Genomic DNA, 23369 nt, shown 5'->3' with positions numbered 1-23369 from the left:
CAATAGGGGCGGTGGCTGGACTCATCTGTGTTCTCGCCGCCGCGGCATCGATGCTGTTCGGCATCAAGCCCCTCGTCTTCCGTTCGGGTTCGATGTCTCCCGAAATCACTACTGGTTCCTTGGCATTGGCCCGTGCCGTGCCCGCCACCGACCTCGCAGTGGGCGACGTCGTAAGCGTCGTCAACGGCCAAGGCACGCGCATCACACACCGCGTGTACGAACTTGACCAGCAGGCCGGCAACTCTGTCACGGTGACTCTCAAGGGTGACGCAAATGCCAAGCCTGACGTGGAGCCCTACTTCATCACCGAAGCTGACCGCATCTTCTACAGTGTCGGGGGTCTGGGCTACGCAGTTGCCTGGCTCTCCAGTCCCCTCGCGCTCTTCCTCGGTGGTGCGCTGGTCGGCGGACTGGTGGTCATTGCCTTCCGGCCCAACTCTCGCAGCAAGGATACGGATGACGGTCCGAGCGGAGGAATTGGCAGCGTGGACACGGAAGCCGCTGCAACGATGGAATTTCCGATGGTTTCGTCGAGCAGCGGGACAGGCGGATATCCCTCGGCGTTCTCGCTGCGAAAGTTTGCAATTCTCGGTGTTTCGGCATTTGCACTGATCGGTGTCACGCAGGTTAGTGGCACCGCAGCGGCTTTCACAGACACCGCGGTCGCAACGAGTGGTGCCATGACCGTGAGCGGGAAGATCAATCCCGCAACGAGCAGCGTCAGTTGCACGACAAACGGCATTGGTGGCTCTCAATCATCCACCGTCAAGTGGAGTCACATAGGTCCCCAATACCGCTACGAGGCACGTTACTACAACGGAAACTCGTTGATGAAAACGTGGGGATACGACCCGGGTGTTGGTGCCGCAGTAGGAACCCAGGTTTCATCCACTATCTACTACACAGACGCTGGTTACAGCGTTTTCAACTCGTATACGTACACGCTTCGCATCTACACGATCAATCGAATTACGGGCGAGTCTTCAACGGACTGGCGAGGGTGGAACCTACGCCAACCTGCGTCTCAGACAAGCATTTACTGCCAAGGTGAGGCAGGCTCGATCGCCGGCGCGGCTGTCGCTGAAACTGAGCAGCTTGCTCGCGGAGTTGCACCGACAACCACGACGGCTGCCGAGACCACCACGTCCAGTACGCCGGCAACGACAGGCACGTCGACGACGGCTCCCACTACGGCTGACGTGACAACCACGACCGGTCCCACCACAACAACGGAGACCTCGACCAGCACTACGACTCAGTCGACAACTCCGACAACGACAACGGATGCAACGACGACAATCAGCACGACCACGAAGGAAGCGCCGGTGGCATTGGGTGCGGCGGAAACGTCGCTGACGGGCTACAGCGCAACATTGATGCAGGACGGCGCCAGCGTCGCCGTGGTGGTCACGGACAGTTCGGGTGCAGAGGTGTCGAGCACGCCGGTGAGTGCTACCGCAACGGCGATGTGGCAGTCCGACGCAGATGAGCTGTGGATCGTGGACGGCGACAACGTGTATCGAGTCAATGCCGTAACGGGTGTTTCGGAGAAGAACCCCTCCGGCGAAGCTCCCGCAGAGATCGCTGCCTGGATCGACGGGCAGAAGTGATGCATACAGAAGAGACGGAATTCGGGGACGGGAGAGTTCGGATGAATGACCGCATCGTTCCCGCAAGTCGATGGAATGCGCGACGTACCAAAATGATCGGCGTATCGCTGGTCATGCTCGGCGGAGCAGCCTTCCTGACTGGCTGTGCTGATACCGGCTCGTTGGGTTCGTCCGGCGGTGGCAAGCCCACCACGACTACGTCCGTTCCGGCTACAACTACCCCTGTCGTGACTACTCCGGTCGAATCCGGTTCGTTGGCGCTGAAAACCGTCGCCGCGCCAACATGGACGGACCAGAACGGTCCGATCGACCTGTCGACCATGGTTGTCGTCCCGGGCGATATTCTGACCTATCACGCCAGTTTCGCGTTGGAGATCAAGGGAACTGAAATGAAGGCGAAGTTGTCGACCAGTGATCTGGGGGTCTCCGGGGGAGCTGCGCTGGTTGCCCAGCTGAAGCCGGTCACCGAAGTCAAGCTCGACGGGGTGCCAGTGCCTGTCGGTGCCGACGGAACTGTGGTCAGTACGTCGAAGGACGGCAAGATCGTCGACGTGACAATACGTTTCACCTTCGACAAGGATGCCGCGACAGCGTTGTCGATGGATCAGTCGTTGAACTTGGCGCGATTCGACGTGAACCTGGTGCAGATTCCTGCATGATGTCGGTGCGGGCAGCACGAGCGCTGTAGCTGTTCAGAAGTGAGGCCGGGTAGCAGATCTGCTACCCGGCCTCACTTTGTGAGTTGTTGTAGGGGTTGCTTATCCGATGTATGTGACCGGCTTGCCGAGCGACCCGACATCAAGCGATCCGGAGCTGACAGATCCAGTCTTCACTGATCCGGTGTCGAGTGAACCGAAGCTCGCCGAGCCGAAGTCAGCCGAACCGAAGCTCAGGGAACCGAAATCGAGTGATCCGGTTCCTCCGGGCGTGACAGGGGTATCGGTGGAATCGAGCGTGAGGTCCACGCTCCAATTCGGCGTGATACTGCCGTTCTGCGAGGAATTCCCTGCCTCGAAGGGCATTCCGATGACGAAGGCAACCTTGGCGCTTTCGCCCGGTGCTAGGCGGACCGAGTTCAACTGGGTCCCCGGTGTGGCGACATTGCCGGTAACGGTGAGCGGATTGCCGGTAGCGCCGTTTACGTCGACACGAAGGAATGCTTCCATGCCGTCGCTGATTTTGTAATCTCCGACGTAGAAGTGTGCTTCACCTGCGCGGTCCGATGCGTTTCGGACGTGGAATGTGGTTGTGTTGGTCCCACCGGGGATGAGTATGTCTGTGCTCCAGAGGATTTTGGATGTATCCCCCCAGGTCGAGTTGTCGGCGGAGTACTCGAGGATTCCGCTCTCACCATCTGCGGCGTGAGCGAGCGACGGCATCAGTGCTCCACCCATTAGTGCAAGTACGAGGGCTGTGAGTATCCCTATGGCTGTGCTCCAGAGCGCGCCAGGCCACTGAAATGAGTAACTGATAGTTTTCATACCTCCGAATTCTAGTCGGACGAACGTCCAAGCGTCAGGAGTTGCGAGAGTTATCGGTATGTTGTACAACAATTTTCGAAAGTTCGATCATTCAAACACGTGAGAGCTGAAAAGAAACTGTGGCCGGAGCTGATGTGGCAGGCAGATTGGGAGCGCGAATAGCTGGTCGATCGCTTGTCGAGTTAGTGCCATGCCGGCCATGCGGGGTAACGGATTAGCATCTGCAATGACTTCAGTCGCTGCAGCGATGTTGATTCGGTATTGGTATTTCTTACACAGATTTCGACAACTGAGTGAATTTATCCAGTGACAGCGAGATGCAAACTCTGATGGCGGCGCACGAACATGCTGGGGACCCAACGGGGTGGGGATTGGGAATCGACTGAGACGTGTGAACTGTTCTCGAGAAGGACTGCGATTGCGGTCTTAGCTTCCAGGCGAGCCAGCGCGGCCCCAACACAGAAATGTGCGCCTTTGCCGAAGGCGAAATGCGCTCGGAGATTGGCCCTGTCGAGGTTCATCACCTGTGGCTCGGCGAACGACTCCGGGTCGCGGTTCGCCGAACCCCACAGCAATATGAGATGACTTCCGGCGGGTAGCGCCACTCCGCCGAGTGTTGTGTCCGCATTGACATGTCGGTGGTGTCCGCGAAAAGGCGACTCGAGTCTGAGCGTCTCCTCCAGGAACGCGCCCAGGAGCATCGGGTCCTCGCGCAATTGGATCTGTATCTCGGGACGCTCGGCGAGTAGCCGTGCAGAGTTGGCGATCAGTCCGGCGGTTGATTCGCCACCCGCACCGACGAGTTGCACCAGCATCAGCACGGCCACGTCTTCGCTGAGTTCGCCTGCGTCACAGCAGCGGACGAGGTCTCCGAGTAGATCGTCGACCGGGTGCGCCCGTGCCTCACGAAACTTGCTGTAGAGGTACCCGGTGAGTTCGGCAGCCGAGGTGACGACGTCTGTCAACCGTTCCGCCGTCACGATGCCGCTGAGAAGTTCGGTGCCGTCGTACGACCACTCCAGCAATTGGGGGAGGTCGTGTGCCGGCAGGCCGATCAGTGTGGCAACCATCTGCAGCGGCAGTGTGTCCGCTACCGACGTGACCCATTCGATCTGTCGACCGTCGAAGCCGTTGTCCCACAACTGCTGCGTGTACTCGAGCATCGTCGGCTCGAGTGCTCGTATGCGTTTGGCGACCAGTGTCGGCAGCACAAGTTTGCGCTGGTGCTGATGGTCGGGTTCGTCGGCAGTCGCGAGAACGTGAACAGCTTGCCCGCCGCTGTCCATATCGAAGGTCAGGGCCGAACCGTCCGGTGTACGGACCAACACGCCGGTGAGGTTGGAGGAGAAGTCCTCCGTACGGGAAACGGCCTCGGTGACCAGTTCCCACGTCGACACCAGATAGAAGTCGGTATCGGGAATTCGGTACACGGGGTGCTCGCGCCGGAGTACGTCGTAGAGCGGGTACGGGTCGTCGATGTTCGACGGGAGGAAGGGATTGATGTCGAGCGTCGATGGTGTCACGAAGGGAAGATTTCACGGCCCGGAAGGAGAAGTCAACAGGTGGAAAATGCCTCTGAACTGGCATTTTGAGAAAATCTCACGCGCATTCTGACTTCCCTGCTTCTCCCAGGTCAGAGGCTCCCCGCCTTCCGGAACGTAGAGATTTCTGATTGAATCTGTCTCAGAGTGAGACGAGGTGACGGAGAGTGACCGGTGCGAACGAGCGCCACGCCGCCGATTGGCTGGCCGGCGGTAATCGTCGTGAACTCGCTACCGAGCGCATCTTCGCGGCTGCAGCAGAGCTGATTCGAGAACACGGATTCGATCGGTTCAATGCCGACGACGTCGCTTCGCGCGCAGGCTGTTCGCGGGCAACGCTCTACCGCTACGTGGGTGGCAAGTCCGCGATTCGCGAAGGGCTGTTGTCCCGAGGTGCGGCTTCCGTGGTGAGGCAGGTTGCGGCTGCCGTCGAATCACTGCACGGCGACGAGCGGATCGTGGAGTCGATTCTCGTCGCCGTCGACGCGATACGATCCGACGCTGCCATGAGCCACGGCCTTGCGGCAGCGCGGGCCAACGGGATCGACGAGTATCTCGTGTCTTCGCCGCTGCTGCCGCGTACTGCACTGGAACTTGCCGGATTGGATCCCGAAGGGCAGAAGTCGCAGTGGGTGGTGCGGATCGTGTTGATGCTGTTGGCATGGCCTCTCGCAGACGAGACCGACGAACGACGGATGGTCGAGTCGTTCGTCAGCTCCTGAGACTCCGGTGTCAGCGAGCGCCCACAGGCCTGTCGCCGACGATCGATATTCGATCCATCACTCTGCGAGCGGGAAAGTAGTCGCTGGCCGCGTAGTGCTGACAAGTTCGGTTGTCCCAGAACGCAATCGTATTCTTCCGCCATTTGAGGCGTACTTGGAACTCGGGACGATGTACGTGTCGGTAGAGCAGGGTGAGTAGCTCGTTGGACTCGGCTTCGGATACCCCGACGATCCTCTGAGTGAAGCTGAGATTGACGAAGAGGACCTTCCGCCCGGTCTCGGGGATCACCCGCACCACAGGATGTCGAACCGCAGGGAACTGTGGGCGCAACTTCGCCACCGTCGACGGATCCATGTGCTTGCCGAACGAATTGATCCAATCATGCTCGGCAACAAGCCGATCAATGCGTTCTTTGATGTCCTGCGGGAGTAGTTCGTACGCCGCTCCGGTATCGGCCCACAAGGTATCGCCGCCGACCGGAGGAACCTCGACCGCACGCAGGACCGCTGCGAACGAGGGGAACTCGTGCCAACTGACGTCGTTGTGCCAGTTGTTCTCCACGCCGCCGGTCATCGCATCTTTGGCGAGAGTGACGATGTCGGCTTCGCTCTGGCCTGGTTGGGTGTACTTGAAAAACGGATGCTGTTCCAGTGAGCCCCATCGACTCGCGAAATCTCGGTGTTCGCTGCGGTCGATAGTTTGATCGCGGAAGAAGAGTACTTTCCATTCGAGTAGTGCTCGGCGAAGTTCCGACATCGTCTCGTCCGAGAGTTGCCCGCTCAGTTGGATTCCCGAGATTTCTGCACCGATGGTAGGCGTCGTCGGAGTGAGTGTGAAACGTGTGTAGGGCAACACGTCGAATCCCTCCGCCGTGCGCGACGCCACGAGTGGCCCGTAAGCAGCGAGTGGATCGGTTGCTACCGGGTAGATCTGTCCGTTCACGAATGCCGTCATGTCCGTCATCCTTACTCGTTCGGTTGGAGTCCTTCGCTACGGTAAGGCGTAATCCTTAACCGTGTCAAGAGCGGGGTAGTCGCTTGTTTGCATTATTGTAAATTAACTTTATGATCTGAAATAAATGGTCTACGGCATACCGGCGAGGTCTGAGTGCTGATCCGCTGAACACTAAACCTGAGGAGTGGGCGAGCATGGAAGCATGTGTCGAGTACACCGAACTATTCATCGGCGGCGAATGGGTTACACCATCCGACAGCGGCGTCATCGAGGTGATATCGCCGCATACGGAGAGCGTGATCGGTTCGGTCCCAGCGGCGTCGACGGCAGATGTCGACCGCGCAGTGGAGATCGCCAGAGCGGCATGTGATTCCGGACAGTGGGCACAGACACCCCTTACTGATCGCATCGCGGTCGTCACCCGCATCAAGGACGCGATTCTCGCCAGGAGTGAGGAATTCGCAGCGCTGATCTCGCGGCAGAACGGTGCTCCGTCCAGTTCGGCGATGCGCACGCAGGTGTTGGGAGCCGTTGCGGCATACGGCGCGGCGTGTGCCGTTGCGGCGCAGTTTCCGTTCGAAGAGTCGCGTGAGGGCGTCGGCGGCCCGATGTTGATCCGTCACGAACCCGTGGGTGTCGTGGCAGCAATAGTTCCGTGGAACGTGCCACAGTTGGTGATCGCTGCGAAACTTGCACCGGCACTTCTGAGCGGATGTGCGGTGATCTTGAAACCGGCTCCGGAGACGCCGCTCGATTCGAACTTGCTGGCCGAGATCTGTTCACAGGCAGGACTTCCGAAGGGAGTGCTCAGCGTCTTGCCAGCCGACCGGGACGTGAGCGCACATCTGGTGTCCCACCCCGGAATCGACAAGGTGGCCTTCACCGGTTCGGTGGCAGCAGGTAAGGCGATCATGGCTGCTGCGGCCGCCAATCTCACACGAGTGACACTCGAACTCGGTGGCAAGTCGGCTGCGATAGTCCTCGAAGACGCAGATATCGATCGGGCGCTGCCCAACATTCTGGCCGGATCCTTTGCCAACAGTGGTCAAGCCTGCGTCGCATTGACGCGTATTCTGTTGCCAGTCAGCAGATATGACGAGATCGCAGAGAAGTGTGCTGCTGCGGTCGCCGCGATGAAAGTTGGCGATCCGACCGATCCGGCGACTGTGATCGGCCCGATGACCAGTGCGGCGCAGCAGCAACGAGTGCTCGACTACGTCGAAATCGGTGAGGCAGAGGGTGCGAAGATATTGACGGGAGGGTCTGTTCCGGAGGGGCTTTCGACAGGCTGGTACGTCGAACCCACGGTCTTCGGCAACGTCGACAACTCCATGCGGATTGCTCGCGAGGAAATCTTCGGGCCGGTCGTCTGCCTGATCGCGTTCGAGGACGAAGCTCACGCGATCGCGATTGCCAACGATTCCGACCTCGGACTCTCGGGAGCGGTGTGGACCGCGGACACTGCTCGCGGCATCGAGGTGGCACGGCAGATTCGGACCGGTACCTTCTCGGTCAACTGCCAACGATTCGACGTCGTTGGTCCCTTCGGCGGTTACAAGAATTCGGGAGTGGGGCGCGAATTCGGCCCGGAAGGTCTGGCGGCGTACCTCGAAGCCAAGAGCATCTTCCTCCCTGCTTGATCAGGTGAAATCACAAAGATTCAGCCCCACTTCGATTGACGAGGTGGGGCTGAATCAGCTCGTGTCCGATGCCAATGTCCTTGACTGGCGTCAGATTCCGATGTCCTTGGCGATGATCGTCTTCATCACTTCACTCGAACCCGCATAGATTCGGTTGACCCGTGTGTCCGCATACAGACGAGAGATCGGGTACTCGCGCATGTAACCGTATCCACCGTGTAGTTGCAGGCATTTGTCGATGACGCGGCCGGCAGTCTCGGTGCAGAAGAGCTTGATCCTCGCCGCATCCGCGACGGTCAGCTCACGGATCTCGTCCAGATCGAGTGCGCGGTCGACCGCAGCTTGCGCGGCCGCAACCTCTGCCGAGCATTCTGCCAAGACGAATTTCGTGTTCTGGAACTGAGCCACAGGCGTGCCGAAGACCTCGCGCTCCTTGACGTAGGCGGTCGTGAACTCGATTGCTGCGCTTGCATTCGCGTACGACCCCACCGCGGCGCCGAGTCGCTCCCGGACGAGATTTCGGGTGAGGTAGCCGAACCCCGCACCCTCGTCGCCCAGGAGGTTCTCGATCGGCACGCGGACATCTGTGAACGACAGTTCTGCGGTGTCCTGCGCTCGTAGCCCCAGCTTCTCGAGCTTGCGGCCGACACTGAAGCCTTCCGACGTGGTGTCGACGCAGAGTATCGACAGACCAGCACGTCGGTCTGCATCGCTTGCCGGACTGGTGCGGGCGACCACGAGAATCAAGTCGGCCTGCACTCCGCCGGTGATGAACGTCTTGGATCCGTTGAGGATGTAGTGGCTGCCGTCGGCGGACAGTCTCGCCGTTGTCTTGATCCCGGCAAGGTCGGAACCGGCGCCCGGTTCCGTCATCGCGATGGCGGTCATCAGTTCACCGGAGAGGAATCCGGGAAGCCACCGCGCTTTCTGTTCGTCGTTGCCGTACTCGACCAGATAGGGCAGGACGAGGCACGTGTGGACGACGTCGGCGCCGAAAGTGACCCCTGCCCGTGCGGTCTCCTCACGGATCACGGCCTGATACTTGAAGCTCGTCTCGCCGCCGCCGCCATACTCCTCCGGTAGCTCGATTCCGAATATTCCGAGGTCACCCAACTGTCGATACAGTGACCGGGGAACCATGCCGGCTTCCTCCCATTCCGGGAAGTGTGGGACGACCTCACGGGCGATGAACGTCCGAATCATGTGACGGAACGTATCGTGATCGCTGTTGTAGACGGTTCGTTGCACGTGATTCTCCTTGGGCTCGGTACCCTGAAGCCAGGTGTCCGGTTCTGAGGTGAGGTAAGGTTCTCTAACCAGATGTTGAGAGAAAATTGCGGAATGAGCTGTTGTTTTCCGACAATAAGTGAATAATAACTCATAGATGTGTGTTTGACGATGCAACTTTGGTTGTTCGAGATTTCCAGTTGTCGCGAAGGAGAGAGTCACGATGGTCGTACGTCGGCCCCACGACCGCAAACAGCAGATTCTTGCTGCTGCAGGCGAACTTTTCCGTGAGCACGGCTATCACAACGTGTCCGTTGCACAGGTGGCTGCGGCAGTCGGAATCACGGCGCCTGCCCTGTATCGGCACTTCAAGAACAAGCCGGATCTTCTCTACGCAGCGGTCAACGCGGGCATCGAGTCGCTCTACGACCGGGTCGCCGGGTCCGAGGATCTGAAATCGATGATCGCCGAGCTTGCGGCGTCGGTATCTCGTCGTCGAGGTTTGTCGCTCCTGTGGCAACGCGAAGCTCGCTACCTGCCCGACGAGCAACGGGAGGAAATGCGCGCGACGCTCAAGAGTGCTGCGGCCCGCGATGCTGCGCTGATCCGAACGGAACGCCCCGAACTCGACGAGGAAGACAGCTATCTGCTCGCCTGGGCTCTCATCGCTGTCTTCAACAGCGTGTCCTCGCATCGAGTGTCCCTGCCGAGACGTCAGATGGAACTCCTGTTGGCAGAGTTGGCGGAGCGGGCGGTGCACACGGAGCTCGGCCACTCCGAGGCGAAGGTGGAGACGCCGACCGGTCACGTTCCGGTCGCGATGCCGAGGCGTGAACTCTTGTTGACCGAAGCCATTCGTCTGTTCGACGAGCGTGGGTATCAGGCGGTCAACACCGAGGACATCGGTGAGGCCGCCGGAACTACGGGGCCCAATGTGTACAACCACTTCGATGCCAAGATCGACCTGCTGATTGCGGCGGTCTCGAGGGGTGGTGAGCGGCGGCGGATCGGTGTCGCGCAGGCGCTCGCTGCGGCAACCGGTCCGGAGGACGCGTTAGCGGGATTGCTTGCGGCACACATCGATTTCGCAATCAACGAGCGTCATCTGATCGGTTTGTTGATCAGTGAGCTCGACCAATTGCCGGACAAGTTCCGCCGCACGTGTGAACAGAATCAGCGTGAGTACGTCGCGTTGTGGGTCAAGATGCTCGACGACGTTCGTCCGGGACTTGAACCCGCGACGGCCAGAATCACCGTCAATGCTGCTCTGACGGTTGTGGAGAACGCCGTGCGTATCGGCCGACTACGTCGTCGTGACGACCTGCCTGAGCGTCTGTTCGAGATCGGCTCCGCCGTCTTGCTGGCCAGGTAGTCGCGCGATCAGCCGGGTGCTGTTGGCAGACAGCCATATTCAAGATGGTATACATTTTTGTATACGTTGCAATGAACCCAGTCGATGAATCAACTGATCGGAGACGTCCATGCGTTTCGACGCAACAGAACTGACGATCGAGGAACTCGAACTTCAGGCAGAAGTACGGGAATACCTCGACAAGCGGCTGACCCCCGGTAGCTATCCACTCGGACTCGGGATGTCGGGGGCGGTGGACCCGGTGTTCTCGCGAGATCTCGGTAGCCGTGGGTGGCTCGGCATGTCGCTGCCGAAGGAATACGGCGGGGGCGGACGGTCAGCAGTGGATCGATTGGTCGTCGTGGAAGAACTTCTCGCGCGGGGAGCGCCGGTCGGGTATCACTGGATCGGAGACAGGCAGTCTGGTCCAAGCATCGCCGCCAACGGCACGGAGGAACAGAAGCGGTACTTCCTTCCCGGTATCGCCGGCGGTGAGTTCTCGTTCTCGATCGGGATGAGTGAGCCCGACTCAGGTTCGGACCTGGCATCGGTACGCACTCGCGCCGAACGTGTCGATGGTGGCTGGAAAGTCAACGGCACCAAGATCTGGACCACCGGCGCCTTCCATGCCACACACATACTCGCCCTGCTTCGAACCTCGGCAGACAAGCACAACGGACTCACTCAGCTGATCGTCGATCGTGACAGCGACGGCCTGACCGTCTCACCCATTCCGTTCATCGACGGTAGTGAGGACTTCTGCGAGGTGTCGTTCCAGGACGTTTTCGTGCCGGATTCGCGTCGCCTCGGCGACGTCGGAGCGGGCTGGGGACAAAACACCGGTGAACTGGCACTCGAGCGAGGTGGCGTCGACCGTTGGATGTCGCTGATGCCGGTCCTCGAGAACTGGGCAGCCAACCAAGCAGCGCAGGGCGGGCCGGCTGCCCTTGCCGATCTGGGCTCGATTGCCGCACGCTGCTGGGCTTTTCGCGGGATGTCGCTGTCCATTGCACGGATGGTCGACGCCGGTCGCTCGCCGGTCACGGAGGCCGCGCTGATCAAGGAGATGGCCACACGCTTCGAACAGGACTGTGTTGCGACCGTCGCGCGGCACCTCGGCCGGGCACCAGACCTTGCATCCGACGACCCGTACGAGTCACTGCTCGCCCGGGCCGTGCTGGTGGCGCCGTCGTGGTCGATTCGGGGCGGTACCAACGAAATTCTCCGCACTGTGATCGTGAAAGGGTTGAACCGATGAATTCGAGGTCAGAGATCAACGCGTACACATTCGACGCCGACCTCGAAGCGATGGTCGAGCAATTCTTCTCCGAGAAGTCCGGCACCGAGGTGGTAGCGCAGGCGGAGATCGACGGTCTGCCCACCGGATTGTGGTATGCGGCAGTGGAACTGGGGCTGCCGCTGGTCGGTCTTCCCGAATCTGCCGGTGGTTCCGGTGGCTCGCTCCTCGACGCCGTGACTGTCCAGCGCGCGGCGGCCAAGCACGCTGCGCCGTTGCCGCTCGCCGAGACCTACCTGGCCAGCAGGCTTGCAGCCGCGGCCGGGCTACCGGTTCCCTCCGGAATCGCAACCGTCGCACCGGGTTCACAGCGCGACGATGCGCGTCGGATCGGCGACGGTCTCGTATCCGGAACGTTTCACGATGTGCCGTGGGGGAGCGCCGCGTCAGTGCTGGCGGCAGTTCTCGGTGATCGAGTCGTACTCCTGAACATCTCCGACGCCGAGATCGGTTCCGGAACGGATCTTGCGGGGCAACCGCGTGAGAGTCTGACGTTCTCCGAAGCGCGTACCGTTGACGGTGAAAACCCGGTTGATCCCCGAATTCTCGGTAGACTCGGCGCATTCTTGCGTTCGGTGCAGATGGCGGGAGCCATGGAGGCGGTGTCGACGTTGACCCGGCGCTACGTGTCGGAGCGGGTGCAGTTCGGCAGGCCCGTCGCGCAATTTCAAGCCGTCCAGCAGCACGTCGTCACTCTCGCGCAGATGGCATCGATGTCGACGCTGGCTGTGGATCGCACTGCGCATGCGCTCACCAGTGGTGACGCCGACTTCGAAGTGTACGCAACCAAATTGGTGATTTCGCAGAATGCGCTAGCGAGCGTACGCGCCGCCCACCAGGCGCACGGTGCGATCGGCATGACCCGCGAGTACCGCTTGCAACAACTCACCCGTCGACTGCATGCCTGGAGATCGGAGTTCGGCGACGAAATCGCACTGGCGACGCAGCTCGGAACGGCCGTCGCGGCGACGCCCTCCTTGCCCCGCTTGATCACCGACCCGCAACCGACCTTGGAGCTGAAATCATGACCGACGCCGTACACGTGGAAATCGACGGACACGTAGGAGCCATCGAGTTCTCACGCCCGCCCGCCAATTACTTCGATCAGGCACTCTTGCAGCAAATCGCCGATGCAGCAGCTGATCTCGTCGAGGGAGGAGACATTCGAGCGATCGTCCTCGCCTCGGCGGGCAAACACTTCTGCGCCGGCGCGAACTTCGGTGAGGGCGGACTTGGGCCCGATCGTGCCGACACGGTACGCGCGATCTACACCGAGGCGTTGCGGTTGTTCGAGATTCCGGTTCCCGTGATTGCGGCAGTGCAGGGATCCGCGGTGGGCGGTGGGCTCGGCCTCGCCTGCGCGGCGGACTTTCGCGTTGCCGGGCCGTCGACACGGTTGCACGCGAACTTCGCTGCGTTGGGGTTCCATCAGGGATTCGGGCTCAGCGTCACCTTGCCTCGAATCGTCTCGGCACAATGCGCAGCCGATCTGCTGTACACGGCGCGGCGGTTGACGGGCACACAGGCGCACGAACGCGGCTTGGTGGACCGTCTGGCCGAAGATTCGAACATTCGGCAGGAGGCGCTCGCGTATGCACACGAAATTGCCTCGAGTGCACCGTTGGCCGTCCGCTCCATGAAGGCGACGTTGCGCGCGGGGCTACGGGACGAGGTCGCCACTGTCCTCGAGCGCGAGTTGGCGGAGCAGGTAGTTCTGTGGGGGACCGAGGACTGCGTCGCCGGCATCGAGGCCAATCTTGCACGAGTGCAACCGCAGTTCAACGCGAGGTGAGGTCGGCGCGACCACTATCGTGTCCACTGTGAAGGAACCAACCGGTGCACAACGCTGCCTGCAACAGATCAGGCAGATGATCGTCTCGGGCGAGCTGCTGCCTGGACAGAAAGTCCACCAAAGCGAGCTCGCCGAGCGGTTGAACGTCAGCCGAATTCCGGTCCGTGAGGCACTGTCGACCTTGCAGGCAGAGGGCGTCCTCGAACACAAGTCGAACACCGGGTACACCGTCACCAGATTCAGCAGTGAAGATCTTTCCGAGCTCTACTTGATGCGACGTCTGCTCGAAACGGAGATCCTGGCGTCGATCGATCTCGGTGGCGTCGACGTCGCCGAGTTGGAACGAATTCAGGAGCAGGTCGACCAGGCCGAACCGAGCGAGGAGGGACCCGAGTTTCAGGAAGCCAACCGTCAGTTCCACTTCCGCTTGTTCTCGTACTCGCCCCTGAAGCGTGTGCTGCAGGAAGTGGATCGGCTCTGGTACATGTCGGACTTCTATCGTGCCCTGTACATCCACGAACCGTCGTCGCGTCGGAAGGTTTCCGAGGACCACGCCCGGATTCTCAAGGCCGTTCGCGATCAGGATTCGGCCGAACTGATCCGGGCCAGCGACGAACACCGATCTGCTACCGAAGATCTGGTCGTGCGAAGGCTCGGCGGTGGTCGACCTCGCTGAGCGTTGACGACGAGCAGACAGATGCGCGGTATCCGTGGAATTCTCGGATACCGCGCATCGGTATTCGTTGGACGGCCGAACGCTCAGGGCGCCAGACTGTCGCGAAGTTCGTTCTTACGGATCTTCCCGGTCTGCGTCGACGGTAACTCGTCGATTACGTACACCTCGCGTATCTTCTGGTACGGAGCAACCTGCGTGGCAACGTGATCCATGATCTCGGTCGCAATCTGCTCGATGCGATCGACCGACTCCGGGTCGACCACGACGAAGGCCACCGGAATCTCCCCGGCCAGTTGGTCGGGCGCGCCGACCACGGCCGCCTGCAGTACGTCGGGGTGGGTGCACACCAACTCTTCGAGCGGTTGCGGGTAGACGTTGTACCCCTTGTAGATGATCAAGTCCTTGGATCTGCCACCGATGAACAGATTGCCCTGCTCGTCACGCCAACCCATGTCCCCGGTATGAAGCCAACCGTCGATGAACTGACCGGCACTGAGTTCGGGTTCGTTGTGGTATCCGTCGGTGATCTGTGGCCCGCGGGCCCAGATCTGTCCGGTCTCGCCCGTCTCCAGGACAGCCTCGGTGACTTCGTCGCGGATCTGAATCTCGGTGTCAGGGAAGGGGAGCCCGACGCTCCCCAACGGGGTAGGACGTTCTTCGCACGGAGAACCCATCGTCAGCCCCATTGTTGCTTCGCTGAGTCCGTAGCCTTCGGTGACGAGCGCGTTCGGAAAGACCTCGCGCAATGTGCGGATCGCTGTGGTGTCGAGCGGGGCCGCTCCGGATCCGAGAATCCGAACCGAACCCAGATCGTGCTCACGCAGAGTCCGTGCGCGTAGCAATGCGTAGTACATGGTGGGAGACCCGCCGATGTACGTCACCTGATACCTGTCGACGTCGGCGAGAAATCGGTCCGGATCGAAGCGCGTCCCGAGTACCACTGTGCCGCCGAGCAAGGTGGTGAAGTTGTGGCTGACCAGACCGAGACCGTGGAACAGAGGTGCGATCGAGATCGACGCACCCTCACCCGGAACGATGGAGTAGCGCGTCACTGCCCCGTCGATCGGTCGGACGAGAAGTGCACCGTCGACGAGTTCGGTCCGATGACCGGAGCGCCAACAGGCGGATTGGAGCACGTTGGCCACGAGATTCCGATGGAGTACTCGTACGGCCTTGGACTTTCCGGTTGTGCCGCCGGTCAATTGCAGGTGAGCAACAAGTTCGGGATCCACCCGGTAGTCGGCCAGTGGTTTCGACGAGGCGAGGTCCGTGATGGAGGTGAGACCTCCGCAATGGCCGGACTGCGCGTCGGCTCCCGGAACCAGTACCAGGATGCGAGGCGGTGTGGACTGTGAGTTGACCTCGATTGCCGTTGCAGCACAGGACGGATGGGTGAACACGACCTTGGCGTCGACGTCGTCGAGTTGGCGCTTCAATTCGGCCACAGGCTGCGCCGGATTTATCGGAGCCACTGCTGCTCCGGCGCACAGTGTGCCGTAGTACGCGACAATGAACCAGATAGAATTCGGCATGTGCAGTCCCACTGCATCACCCGGCTGGACACCGCGCTCCCGCAGACCCTGCGCTACGCGCAGCGCTTGATCATGCAATTGCGAGAAGGTCAGCGACGTGTCGCCGTCGACGAGCGCGAGGCGGTCCGGGTACGAGCGGGCCGCTCCCGCCAGGATCGCATCGGCACCACAGTCGGGATAGTCCAAGCTGCGGGGCAGCCCGATTGGCCAACTCGAACTCATGTCAGGGCTCTGGATCTCTGTAGCCGTCATCTCAGATCAGCTCGAGAATCGTGGCATTGGCCATTCCGCCGCCTTCACACATGGACTGCAATCCGTAGCGGATGCCGTTCTCTCGCATGTGATGTACCAGAGTGGTCATCAGACGTGCGCCAGAACCGCCGATCGGATGGCCCAGTGCCATCGCGCCACCGTTTGGGTTCATGCGTTCGTAGTCGGCGCCGGTCTCACGGAGCCACGCGAGCGACACCGAGGCAAAAGCCTCGTTGATCTCGAATGCGCCGATGTCACCGATCGAGAGACCGGACTTTGCAAGAGCTTTCGCCGTAGCCGGAATCGGACCCTCGAGCATGGTGACCGGATCCGTTCCGGTGACCACCGCGGTGTGAATACGCGCGATGGGCGTCCAACCCTGAGACTTCGCGAACTCGCTCGTGGTCACGAGCAGCGCGCCCGAACCGTCGGAGATCTGCGACGAATTACCAGCGGTGATCGAACCATCTTCGGAAAAAGCAGGTTTGAGCGATCCGAGCTTTTCGAGGGTGCCACCGCGGCGCACACCCTCGTCCTTCTCGAAGACACTTCTGCGGCCGTCGGCATCGATCACCGTCACAGCAGTGATCTGATCCTTGAAGCGACCTTCGTCGAGGGCGGCGGCGGCGCGCTCGTGCGAATCCAGTGCGTGCTGATCCAGTTCGGCTCGCGAGATGCCGTACTTTTCGGCAATCATCTGGGCGCCCACACCCTGGTTGAAACGAATGCCGTTGTAGCGCTCCCACACAAGTGGCCCGTGCGGCTCACCGAAACGCGCGTCCGCACGCGCGGAGCCCATCGGTACAGCGCTCATCATTTCGACGCCGCCCGCGATTGCGACGTCGTACTGGCCGGAGATCACGCCAGCGGCCGCCTGATGAACGGCCTGCTGAGACGATCCGCACTGGCGATCGACGGTAACCCCAGGTACATGTTCGGGCCAACCGGCCGCCAGGACCGAAGACCGGGCGATGCAACCGGACTGCATCCCGAGCGTGCCGACACAGCCCCAGATCACGTCGTCCACGAGCGCCGGATCGAGATCTACGCGATCGGCCAAGGACTCGAGAACATGTGCAGACAGCGAGACTGCATGCATTCGGGAAAGTGCACCGTTTCGTTTACCGACTGCGGTGCGGACGGCGTCGACGATGACTGCGTCACGCATGGGAACTCCTTCGATCGTTCGTGTGACTGGGAAGATCTAGCTCTGGTCTCTACAGACCCATGTCCTTGGCGATGATCGTCTTCATGACTTCGCTCGTACCGCCGTAGATGCGGCTCACGCGAGTGTCCGCGTACAGGCGTGCGATCGGGTACTCGAGCATGTAGCCGTAGCCGCCATGCAATTGCAGGCACTTGTCGATGACGCGCGCGGCTACCTCGGTACCGAACAGCTTGATGCGCGCGGCGTCCGCGGCGGTGAGTTCGCCCGAATCGTCGAGTTCGATGCCGCGATCGGCGAGTGCCTGCGCGGCCTCGACCTCGGCAGAGCACTCGGCGAGAACGAACTTGGTGTTCTGGAACGCCGCGACGGGCTTGCCGAACACCTGACGTTCCTGGACATAGGCCTTTGCGAATTCGATTGCAGCCCGGGCAGATGCCACGCCGCGACTACCGATCGAGAGGCGCTCGCGCGGCAGGTTCTGCCCCAGGTACGAGAAGCCCTTGTCCTGCTCGCCGAGGAGATCGGCAACCGGAACCTTGACGTCGGTGAACGAAAGTTCGCTGGTGTCACTGGCGCGGAGGCCGAGCTTCTCGAGCTTGCGACCGTATTCGAATCCCGGCGCATCGGTGGGAACCACCATCAGGCTCAGCCCGAAGCGTCGATCGTCCTCTGCGGGCGCGGACGTGCGTGCAACCACCACGCACAGTTCGGAATTCACCGCTCCGGTGATGAAGGTCTTCGCTCCGTTGAGTACGTAGTGCGTGCCGTCGTCGGAGAGCTTGGCCGTGGTGCGGATGCCGGCCAGATCGGAACCGGTGCCGGGTTCGGTCATGGCGATGCACAGCGTCTTCTCACCGGTAGCGATCGACGGGAGCCAACGCTGCTTCTGTTCTTCGTTCGCCAGACGCAGGAGGTACGGCAGGACGATTCCGGTACTGACCGTGTAATGACCGAAGCTCACCGCCGCGCGCGAGGTTTCCTCGTCCATCACCGCCTGGAACTTGTAGCTGATCGTGCCGGTTCCGCCGTACTCCTCGGGGATGTCGAAACCCATGACACCGAGATCGCCGAGCTTGTTGAACAACTCACGCGGGACGCGGTTGTCACGTTCCCAGTCTGCGTAGTACGGAGTGACCTCCTTGGCGATGAACGTGCGGATCGTTTCGCGGAAATCCTCGTGCTCTTGGGTGAAGAGGTTGCGCTTCATCTCGTTCTGCTTTCTCGTGGAGGGTTAGTTGACCGCGACGACTGCGGAACCGCGCAGTGTCACGGTGCCGTCGGGCAGCGTCATGGTGAGATCGAGGTGACCGAGGCCGTCTTCGACCTTGACGACCGTGCCGGTGCACTGCGGCGTCGAGTTCACCGGGGTGATTGCAGAAAACCGGACGGAGAAGGAATGGATGCGATCCTGCTCGTAGCGATCGGTGAGAAGTCGTCCGAGGTAAGCCATGGACAACATGCCATGGGCGAAGACGTCGGGAATACCAACTGCTGCACAGGCATCCGTGTCGATGTGAACGGGATTGTGGTCACCCGAAGCCCCGGCGTACAGAGCAAGTGTGGTGCGAGTGATCTTCGGGACCGTCAGGTCCAAGGTGTCTCCGGTATTCATCTCAGCTCACCTTTTCGTAGAGGGTGACGACTCCGGCACCGCCGAGGCCGAGGTTGTGCTGCAGAGCGAGGGTTGCACCGTCCACCTGACGTGGGCCGGCGTCGCCACGAAGCTGCCATACCAACTCCGCACATTGGGCGAGGCCGGTGGCGCCGAGTGGGTGGCCCTTGGACAGAAGGCCGCCGGACGGGTTGACCACCACTCGTCCGCCGTAGGTGTTGTCGCCGTTCAGGATGAACTGCTCGGCGCCGCCCTCTTCCACGAGCCCGAGAGCCTCGTAGCAGAGCACCTCGTTCACCGTGAAGCAGTCGTGAAGTTCGACGACCCTGATGTCGCGGGGGTCGACGCCCGAGGCCTCGTAGACGTTGTGAGCCGCCGAAGCGGTGACGTCGTAGCCGACAGCCTTGATCATGCTTCCTTCGTTGAAGGTGCTGGGCAGATCCGACGTCATCGACTGGGCTTTGATCGCGACGTCTGCGCGAAGTCCGTTGGCGCGGGCGAATTCTTCGGTGCAGATGATCGCTGCCGCGGCGCCACACGTGGGTGGGCAGGCCTGATACCGCGTGACGGGTCCGAAGAGTGTCGGCGCTGCCATCACTTCGTCTTCGGTGAGTTGTGTGCGGAACACCGAGTACGGGTTGCCGGCCGAGTGCTTGCGTGCCTTGACCTGAACCTTGGCGAACGTTTCGGCCTTCATGCCGAACTTCTCCATGTATTCCATACCCGCTACACCGAAGTACTGCGCAGCCCGCGGAACTGATGCGTCGATCCCGGCGGCAGCCTCGAGAACCTCGTCGAAGCGACCGAGCGGCCGCGGGCGGTCAGTCCAGGCACCCTTGAGGGCTCCGGGCTGCATCTGCTCGAAGCCGAGCGCCAGAGCACATTCCACCGCGCCGCTCTCGACTGCCTGTCGAGCCAGCCAGAGCGCAGTCGAACCGGTGGCGCAGTTGTTGTTGACGTTGACCACCGGAATGCCGGTCTCGCCGAGGTTGTACAGCGCTCGCTGGCCACTGGTGGAATCGCCGTACACATACCCGACGTAGGCCTGCTGAACCTTCGAGTACTCGAGGTCCGCGTCCCTCAACGCTGCGGTGGCCGCTCTTGCACCCATGACGTCGTAGTCGTCACTCTTACCTGGTTTGGTGAACGGGATCATGCCGACCCCGACTACAAATGCCTTACGGCTCATCGTTTCTCCGAATGATCGAGGGGAGCGGTGTCAGACTCGTCCGCCGTCGACAACCAGGCATTGGCTGTTGACGTAGTCGGACTCCGGTATGCAGAGCAGGTACACGGCGCCTGCGGCTTCCACCGGAGTTGCTCCTCGGCCGAAGGGGATGGTGGTTGCCATGGCTGCCATGCGGTCGGGATTGACTCCGACACGAATGTCGCGGCCGTCGATCGTGATCTTGGTGTCGGAATCGGCTGTCACCTCGGTCATTCGGGTCACGACGAAGCCGAAGGCGACCGCGTTGACGTTGACCTTGTAACGGCCCCACTCCTTGGCCAGCGTTTTGGTGAGACCGACGATGCCGGCTTTCGCGCTGCCGTAATTGGATTGTCCTGCATTGCCGAAGACACCCGAGGTGGACGAGATGTTGACGACCTTGCGGTGGTAGTCGGTGGGATTGGCTTTGACGAACGGCTGAGCGGCACGCAGGATCCGGAACGGCGCCTTGAGGTTGACGTCGAGGATGGTGTCCCATTGCTCGTCGGTCATCTTCTGGATCACACTGTCCCAGGTGTATCCCGCGTTGTTGACGATGACGTCGAGTCCACCGAATGATTCGACGGCGGTGTCCACGAAGCGTTCGGCAAATCCGTCCTCGGCAACGGAACCGACGCACGAGACTGCCTGTCCACCTGCGGCTTTGATGTCGTGCTCAGTCTGAGCGGCGGGCTCGGGATCGAGGTCGTTGACCACTACCGAGGCTCCTTCGGAGGCGAGCTTGAGTGCGATTTCGCGGCCGATGCCGCGGCCCGAGCCCGAGACGATGGCAACCTTGCCGTCGAGTGTTCCCATGATGCGATCCTTTTCGGTTTCAGCGTGCGGCGGTGACTACGCCGATTTCGGCGAGCACTTCGTCGGTGTGTTGACCGATGACGGGTGCGGGACGCGGGTCATCGGCCGGTGTATCGGAGTAACGCGGAGCTGGATTCGGTTGGATGTGCCCGTTGCCGAACTTGCCGAGCGTCGCACGGAAGGCGTTGTGCGGGTGTGCCGCTGCTTCGTCGAAATTCAATACCGGGGAGACGCAGGCGCCCTGCATGTCGAATGCAGCGTCCCATTCGTCGCGGGTACGGGTCGCGAACAATTCGGCAAGTCGGTCGGCCATCGCCGTCCACGCGTCTCTGTTGTGTTGCTGTGCGAACAGTGGATCTTCGGTCAGGCCGAGCACTCTCATGGTCGCGGTGTAGAACTGCGGCTCCACGCAACCAACAGCCATGAATCCGCCGTCGGCGCAACGATAGTTCCGGTAGAAGGGAGCGCCGCCGTCGAACATGTTGGATGCGCGCTCGTCCACCCAGCGATCTCGCGCGAGTAGTCCGTGGATCAATGCCAACTGGACGGCGGTGCCGTCGGTCATCGCCGCGTCGACCACTTGTCCGCGGCCGTCGATTCGTGCCCGGAGCATTGCGGTTGTGATGCCGAGTGCCAGCAACATTCCGCCACCGCCCATGTCTCCGACCAGATTCAGAGGAACCGGAGGGACCTCCCCCGGGGCTCCCATGGCTCCGAGTGCGCCGGTCAGGGCAATGTAGTTGAGGTCGTGGCCGGGTTCTTGCGCCAACGGCCCATCCTGGCCCCACCCGGTCATCCGGCCGTACACGAGCTTCGGGTTCCTGGACAGGCAGGTGTCCGGGCCGAGCCCCAGACGCTCGGTGACTCCCGGCCTGAAGCCCTCGATGACCGCGTCGGCGGTGTCGATGATCTTCAAGACGGTGTCGACGTCGTGCGGATCCTTGAGATCCAGTGCTACTGAACGCCGGTTACGATGCAGGACAGGATGTCCGGACTGGTTTCCGACCTCGGTGCTTCGGTCGATCCGAATCACGTCGGCGCCTTGATCGGCTAGTAGCATTCCGCAGAACGGGCCAGGTCCGATACCACCGAGCTCGACAATACGAAGGCCCGCGAGTGGACCGTTGGGACTGGCGTCAGTCGTCATGGAAATAGACATCTTTCGCTGGTAGGGAGACTAGCGCGAGCCCGCATCGACGGTCAGGCACTGCCCGCTGACGTAGTCGGTGTCCTGCGTGCAGAGCACGTACACTGCTCCGGCAGCCTCGGCGGGAGTACCCGGGCGACCGAGTGGGTTGGACGTCTTGACTCGTTCCATGACAGCGGTGCTGACACCGGCCTTGATCTTGCGGGCGCCGATCTCGACGAACGAATCGTCGCCGGCAACCGCTTCGGTCATTCGGGTGAGGATGAACCCGTAGGCAACCGCATTGACATTGACCTTGTAGCGTCCCCACTCCTTCGCGAGAGTCTTTGTCAGTCCGACGATTCCAGCCTTTGCGGCTGCGTAGTTGGACTGTCCGGGGTTTCCGTAGAGGCCGGCCACCGAAGAGACGTTGACGACCTTGCGGTGGTAGGTGGTGGGGTTGGCCTTGATGTAGGGCTGGGCGGCCCGAAGAATGCGGAACGGTGCCTTCAGATGGACGTCGAGAATGGTGTCCCACTGCTCGTCGGTCATCTTCTGGATGACGGTGTCCCAGGTGAATCCGGCGTTGTTGACGATGATGTCGAGCCCGTCGAACGCATCGATCGCGGTACCGACGAAACGCTCCGCGAAATCGGCGTCCGTCACGGATCCGACACAGGCGATTGCGTGCCCGCCTGCAGCCTTGATGTCTTCGACCGTTTCGTGTGCCGGTTCGGGATCGAGGTCGTTGACCACCACGGATGCGCCTTCGGAAGCGAGGCGGAGTGCGATGTCGCGGCCGATCCCGCGGCCGGAACCGGAGACGATGGCGACCTTGCCGTCGAGAGTGCCCATGTTCGATGTCCTTGCAGTGTAGGTGGAATGAGTGTTTTCAAGCTCGAGGATCACGGATGACCGTGGTGGAGCGGAGGGTTGCAATCGCTTGACCCTCGCGGGTCACCTCGGTGGTGCGGACCAGGAACTGCAGTGCACCAGCCTTTTTCGCATAGCAATCCGTGACCGCTGTGGAGAAATGGAGAGTGTCACCTGCATACGCGGTCTGGAGGTAGGTGAACTCCTGCTCGCCGTGCAGGATCGTCCTGATGTCGATTCCGAGATCCGCATAGAACGTGGACGGATTCGGCCGCTCCATGTCGAGGCAGAACAGGAAGGTCGGTGGGACGGGGATGTCGCGGTGTCCGGCCTGCTCGGCGGCGCTCCGGTCGGTGTAGATCGGATCGTCCTGTCCGGTGGCGCGGGCGAAGAAGGCGAGTCGCCCACGCTCGACCTCCACCGAGTGCTCGGGAATTCGGGTGCCGATGACTCCGGCGTCGAGGCTGGTCATGACAAACTCCTCGGAATCT

General features: G+C 61.3%; 22 protein-coding genes. 9 read left to right on the top strand and 13 right to left on the bottom strand.

Annotation, left to right across the window (positions count from 1 at the left end):
- Window positions 1-11 precede the first annotated feature (11 nt).
- Together ABWI03_RS00980 and ABWI03_RS00975 are read left to right on the top strand one after the other, a co-directional pair.
- On the top strand, window positions 12-1610 hold the full coding sequence (locus ABWI03_RS00980; RefSeq protein WP_298777205.1) for a signal peptidase I: 1599 nt from the start codon (window positions 12-14) through the stop codon (window positions 1608-1610).
- A 41-nt stretch (window positions 1611-1651) separates the two neighbouring features.
- Window positions 1652-2269 carry an alternate-type signal peptide domain-containing protein gene (locus ABWI03_RS00975; RefSeq protein WP_200316629.1) on the top strand — a complete coding sequence of 206 codons (618 nt, stop codon included), beginning with the start codon at window positions 1652-1654 and terminating at the stop codon, window positions 2267-2269.
- Between the two features lie 99 nt (window positions 2270-2368).
- On the opposite strand, the gene ABWI03_RS00970 is transcribed toward ABWI03_RS00975, so the two are convergent.
- Together ABWI03_RS00970 and ABWI03_RS00965 are read right to left on the bottom strand one after the other, a co-directional pair.
- Window positions 2369-2989, bottom strand: coding sequence for a hypothetical protein (locus ABWI03_RS00970; protein ID WP_298777206.1), 621 nt, complete (start codon window positions 2987-2989; stop codon window positions 2369-2371).
- A 401-nt stretch (window positions 2990-3390) separates the two neighbouring features.
- A complete protein-coding gene (locus tag ABWI03_RS00965; RefSeq protein ID WP_298777207.1) occupies window positions 3391-4614 on the bottom strand; it encodes a cytochrome P450 in 1224 nt (407 codons plus the stop codon).
- Window positions 4615-4799: 185 nt separating this feature from the next.
- On the opposite strand from ABWI03_RS00965, the gene ABWI03_RS00960 reads away from it, so the two are divergent.
- On the top strand, window positions 4800-5354 hold the full coding sequence (locus tag ABWI03_RS00960) for a TetR/AcrR family transcriptional regulator (RefSeq protein WP_298777208.1): 555 nt from the start codon (window positions 4800-4802) through the stop codon (window positions 5352-5354).
- A gap of 10 nt (window positions 5355-5364) precedes the next feature.
- Here ABWI03_RS00960 and ABWI03_RS00955 read toward each other — a convergent pair whose 3' ends face one another.
- Window positions 5365-6318, bottom strand: coding sequence for a TauD/TfdA dioxygenase family protein (locus ABWI03_RS00955; RefSeq protein ID WP_095968595.1), 954 nt, complete (start codon window positions 6316-6318; stop codon window positions 5365-5367).
- Window positions 6319-6503: 185 nt separating this feature from the next.
- Here ABWI03_RS00955 and ABWI03_RS00950 point away from each other — a divergent pair, with 185 nt between their 5' ends.
- Window positions 6504-7949, top strand: a complete 1446-nt coding sequence (locus ABWI03_RS00950) for an aldehyde dehydrogenase (protein ID WP_298777209.1) — start codon at window positions 6504-6506, stop codon at window positions 7947-7949.
- Between the two features lie 90 nt (window positions 7950-8039).
- Here the strand turns inward: ABWI03_RS00950 and ABWI03_RS00945 are convergent, their stop codons facing one another.
- Complete coding sequence (locus ABWI03_RS00945; RefSeq protein WP_095968597.1) at window positions 8040-9197, bottom strand: acyl-CoA dehydrogenase family protein; 1158 nt, start codon at window positions 9195-9197, stop codon at window positions 8040-8042.
- 202 nt (window positions 9198-9399) lie between these two features.
- Here ABWI03_RS00945 and ABWI03_RS00940 point away from each other — a divergent pair, with 202 nt between their 5' ends.
- The 5 genes from ABWI03_RS00940 to ABWI03_RS00920 all read left to right on the top strand — a co-directional run bounded on the left by ABWI03_RS00940 (window position 9400) and on the right by ABWI03_RS00920 (window position 14292).
- Window positions 9400-10548 carry a TetR/AcrR family transcriptional regulator gene (locus ABWI03_RS00940; protein WP_095968598.1) on the top strand — a complete coding sequence of 383 codons (1149 nt, stop codon included), beginning with the start codon at window positions 9400-9402 and terminating at the stop codon, window positions 10546-10548.
- Window positions 10549-10657: 109 nt separating this feature from the next.
- Complete coding sequence (locus tag ABWI03_RS00935) at window positions 10658-11785, top strand: acyl-CoA dehydrogenase family protein (protein WP_124567741.1); 1128 nt, start codon at window positions 10658-10660, stop codon at window positions 11783-11785.
- Complete coding sequence (locus tag ABWI03_RS00930) at window positions 11782-12852, top strand: acyl-CoA dehydrogenase family protein (RefSeq protein ID WP_298777210.1); 1071 nt, start codon at window positions 11782-11784, stop codon at window positions 12850-12852. Before ABWI03_RS00935 ends, ABWI03_RS00930 begins: the two co-directional genes overlap by 4 nt.
- The gene (locus ABWI03_RS00925; protein WP_298777211.1) at window positions 12849-13616 is read left to right on the top strand and encodes an enoyl-CoA hydratase/isomerase family protein; all 768 of its coding nucleotides are present in this window, start codon (window positions 12849-12851) and stop codon (window positions 13614-13616) included. The genes ABWI03_RS00930 and ABWI03_RS00925 overlap by 4 nt, the downstream gene beginning before the upstream one ends.
- Before the next feature lie 28 nt (window positions 13617-13644).
- Window positions 13645-14292, top strand: coding sequence for a GntR family transcriptional regulator (locus ABWI03_RS00920; protein ID WP_298777212.1), 648 nt, complete (start codon window positions 13645-13647; stop codon window positions 14290-14292).
- Window positions 14293-14375: 83 nt separating this feature from the next.
- Here ABWI03_RS00920 and ABWI03_RS00915 read toward each other — a convergent pair whose 3' ends face one another.
- The 9 genes from ABWI03_RS00915 to ABWI03_RS00875 are packed head-to-tail and all read right to left on the bottom strand — an operon-like array spanning window position 14376 to window position 23350.
- Window positions 14376-16076: a class I adenylate-forming enzyme family protein gene (locus ABWI03_RS00915; protein WP_353802299.1), complete on the bottom strand. Its 1701-nt coding sequence runs from the start codon at window positions 16074-16076 to the stop codon at window positions 14376-14378.
- 1 nt (window position 16077) lies between these two features.
- A complete protein-coding gene (locus ABWI03_RS00910; RefSeq protein ID WP_298777214.1) occupies window positions 16078-17244 on the bottom strand; it encodes a thiolase family protein in 1167 nt (388 codons plus the stop codon).
- A 49-nt stretch (window positions 17245-17293) separates the two neighbouring features.
- The gene (locus ABWI03_RS00905; protein ID WP_095968604.1) at window positions 17294-18451 is read right to left on the bottom strand and encodes an acyl-CoA dehydrogenase family protein; all 1158 of its coding nucleotides are present in this window, start codon (window positions 18449-18451) and stop codon (window positions 17294-17296) included.
- A gap of 24 nt (window positions 18452-18475) precedes the next feature.
- Window positions 18476-18856: a MaoC/PaaZ C-terminal domain-containing protein gene (locus tag ABWI03_RS00900; RefSeq protein WP_095968605.1), complete on the bottom strand. Its 381-nt coding sequence runs from the start codon at window positions 18854-18856 to the stop codon at window positions 18476-18478.
- Window position 18857: 1 nt separating this feature from the next.
- A complete protein-coding gene (locus tag ABWI03_RS00895; RefSeq protein ID WP_095968606.1) occupies window positions 18858-20045 on the bottom strand; it encodes a lipid-transfer protein in 1188 nt (395 codons plus the stop codon).
- Window positions 20046-20075: 30 nt separating this feature from the next.
- Window positions 20076-20879 (bottom strand): SDR family NAD(P)-dependent oxidoreductase, encoded by an 804-nt coding sequence (locus ABWI03_RS00890; protein ID WP_095968607.1) that lies wholly within the window; start codon window positions 20877-20879, stop codon window positions 20076-20078.
- A gap of 19 nt (window positions 20880-20898) precedes the next feature.
- Window positions 20899-22026, bottom strand: a complete 1128-nt coding sequence (locus ABWI03_RS00885; RefSeq protein ID WP_298777215.1) for a CaiB/BaiF CoA transferase family protein — start codon at window positions 22024-22026, stop codon at window positions 20899-20901.
- A 30-nt stretch (window positions 22027-22056) separates the two neighbouring features.
- Complete coding sequence (locus ABWI03_RS00880) at window positions 22057-22860, bottom strand: SDR family NAD(P)-dependent oxidoreductase (RefSeq protein WP_298777216.1); 804 nt, start codon at window positions 22858-22860, stop codon at window positions 22057-22059.
- Between the two features lie 37 nt (window positions 22861-22897).
- Window positions 22898-23350, bottom strand: a complete 453-nt coding sequence (locus ABWI03_RS00875) for a MaoC family dehydratase N-terminal domain-containing protein (protein ID WP_095968610.1) — start codon at window positions 23348-23350, stop codon at window positions 22898-22900.
- Window positions 23351-23369 lie beyond the last annotated feature (19 nt).

Source organism: Rhodococcus baikonurensis (assembly GCF_040489275.1).
Classification (GTDB): domain Bacteria; phylum Actinomycetota; class Actinomycetes; order Mycobacteriales; family Mycobacteriaceae; genus Rhodococcus_F; species Rhodococcus_F baikonurensis.
This window is presented reverse-complemented; position numbering and strand designations above follow the sequence as displayed.

Coding starts and splice junctions, on each gene's coding strand:
- ABWI03_RS00890 (WP_095968607.1), bottom strand. CDS start 20,879: ATGGGAACACTCGACGGCAAGGTTGCCATCGTCTCGGGCTCGGGCCGC.
- ABWI03_RS00955 (WP_095968595.1), bottom strand. CDS start 6,318: ATGACGGACATGACGGCATTCGTGAACGGACAGATCTACCCGGTAGCA.
- ABWI03_RS00880 (WP_298777216.1), bottom strand. CDS start 22,860: ATGGGCACTCTCGACGGCAAGGTCGCCATCGTCTCCGGTTCCGGCCGC.
- ABWI03_RS00950 (WP_298777209.1), top strand. CDS start 6,504: ATGGAAGCATGTGTCGAGTACACCGAACTATTCATCGGCGGCGAATGG.
- ABWI03_RS00875 (WP_095968610.1), bottom strand. CDS start 23,350: ATGACCAGCCTCGACGCCGGAGTCATCGGCACCCGAATTCCCGAGCAC.
- ABWI03_RS00925 (WP_298777211.1), top strand. CDS start 12,849: ATGACCGACGCCGTACACGTGGAAATCGACGGACACGTAGGAGCCATC.
- ABWI03_RS00935 (WP_124567741.1), top strand. CDS start 10,658: ATGCGTTTCGACGCAACAGAACTGACGATCGAGGAACTCGAACTTCAG.
- ABWI03_RS00975 (WP_200316629.1), top strand. CDS start 1,652: ATGAATGACCGCATCGTTCCCGCAAGTCGATGGAATGCGCGACGTACC.
- ABWI03_RS00900 (WP_095968605.1), bottom strand. CDS start 18,856: ATGAATACCGGAGACACCTTGGACCTGACGGTCCCGAAGATCACTCGC.
- ABWI03_RS00885 (WP_298777215.1), bottom strand. CDS start 22,026: ATGACGACTGACGCCAGTCCCAACGGTCCACTCGCGGGCCTTCGTATT.
- ABWI03_RS00915 (WP_353802299.1), bottom strand. CDS start 16,076: ATGACGGCTACAGAGATCCAGAGCCCTGACATGAGTTCGAGTTGGCCA.
- ABWI03_RS00895 (WP_095968606.1), bottom strand. CDS start 20,045: ATGAGCCGTAAGGCATTTGTAGTCGGGGTCGGCATGATCCCGTTCACC.
- ABWI03_RS00940 (WP_095968598.1), top strand. CDS start 9,400: ATGGTCGTACGTCGGCCCCACGACCGCAAACAGCAGATTCTTGCTGCT.
- ABWI03_RS00930 (WP_298777210.1), top strand. CDS start 11,782: ATGAATTCGAGGTCAGAGATCAACGCGTACACATTCGACGCCGACCTC.
- ABWI03_RS00905 (WP_095968604.1), bottom strand. CDS start 18,451: ATGAAGCGCAACCTCTTCACCCAAGAGCACGAGGATTTCCGCGAAACG.
- ABWI03_RS00910 (WP_298777214.1), bottom strand. CDS start 17,244: ATGCGTGACGCAGTCATCGTCGACGCCGTCCGCACCGCAGTCGGTAAA.
- ABWI03_RS00970 (WP_298777206.1), bottom strand. CDS start 2,989: ATGCCGTCGCTCGCTCACGCCGCAGATGGTGAGAGCGGAATCCTCGAG.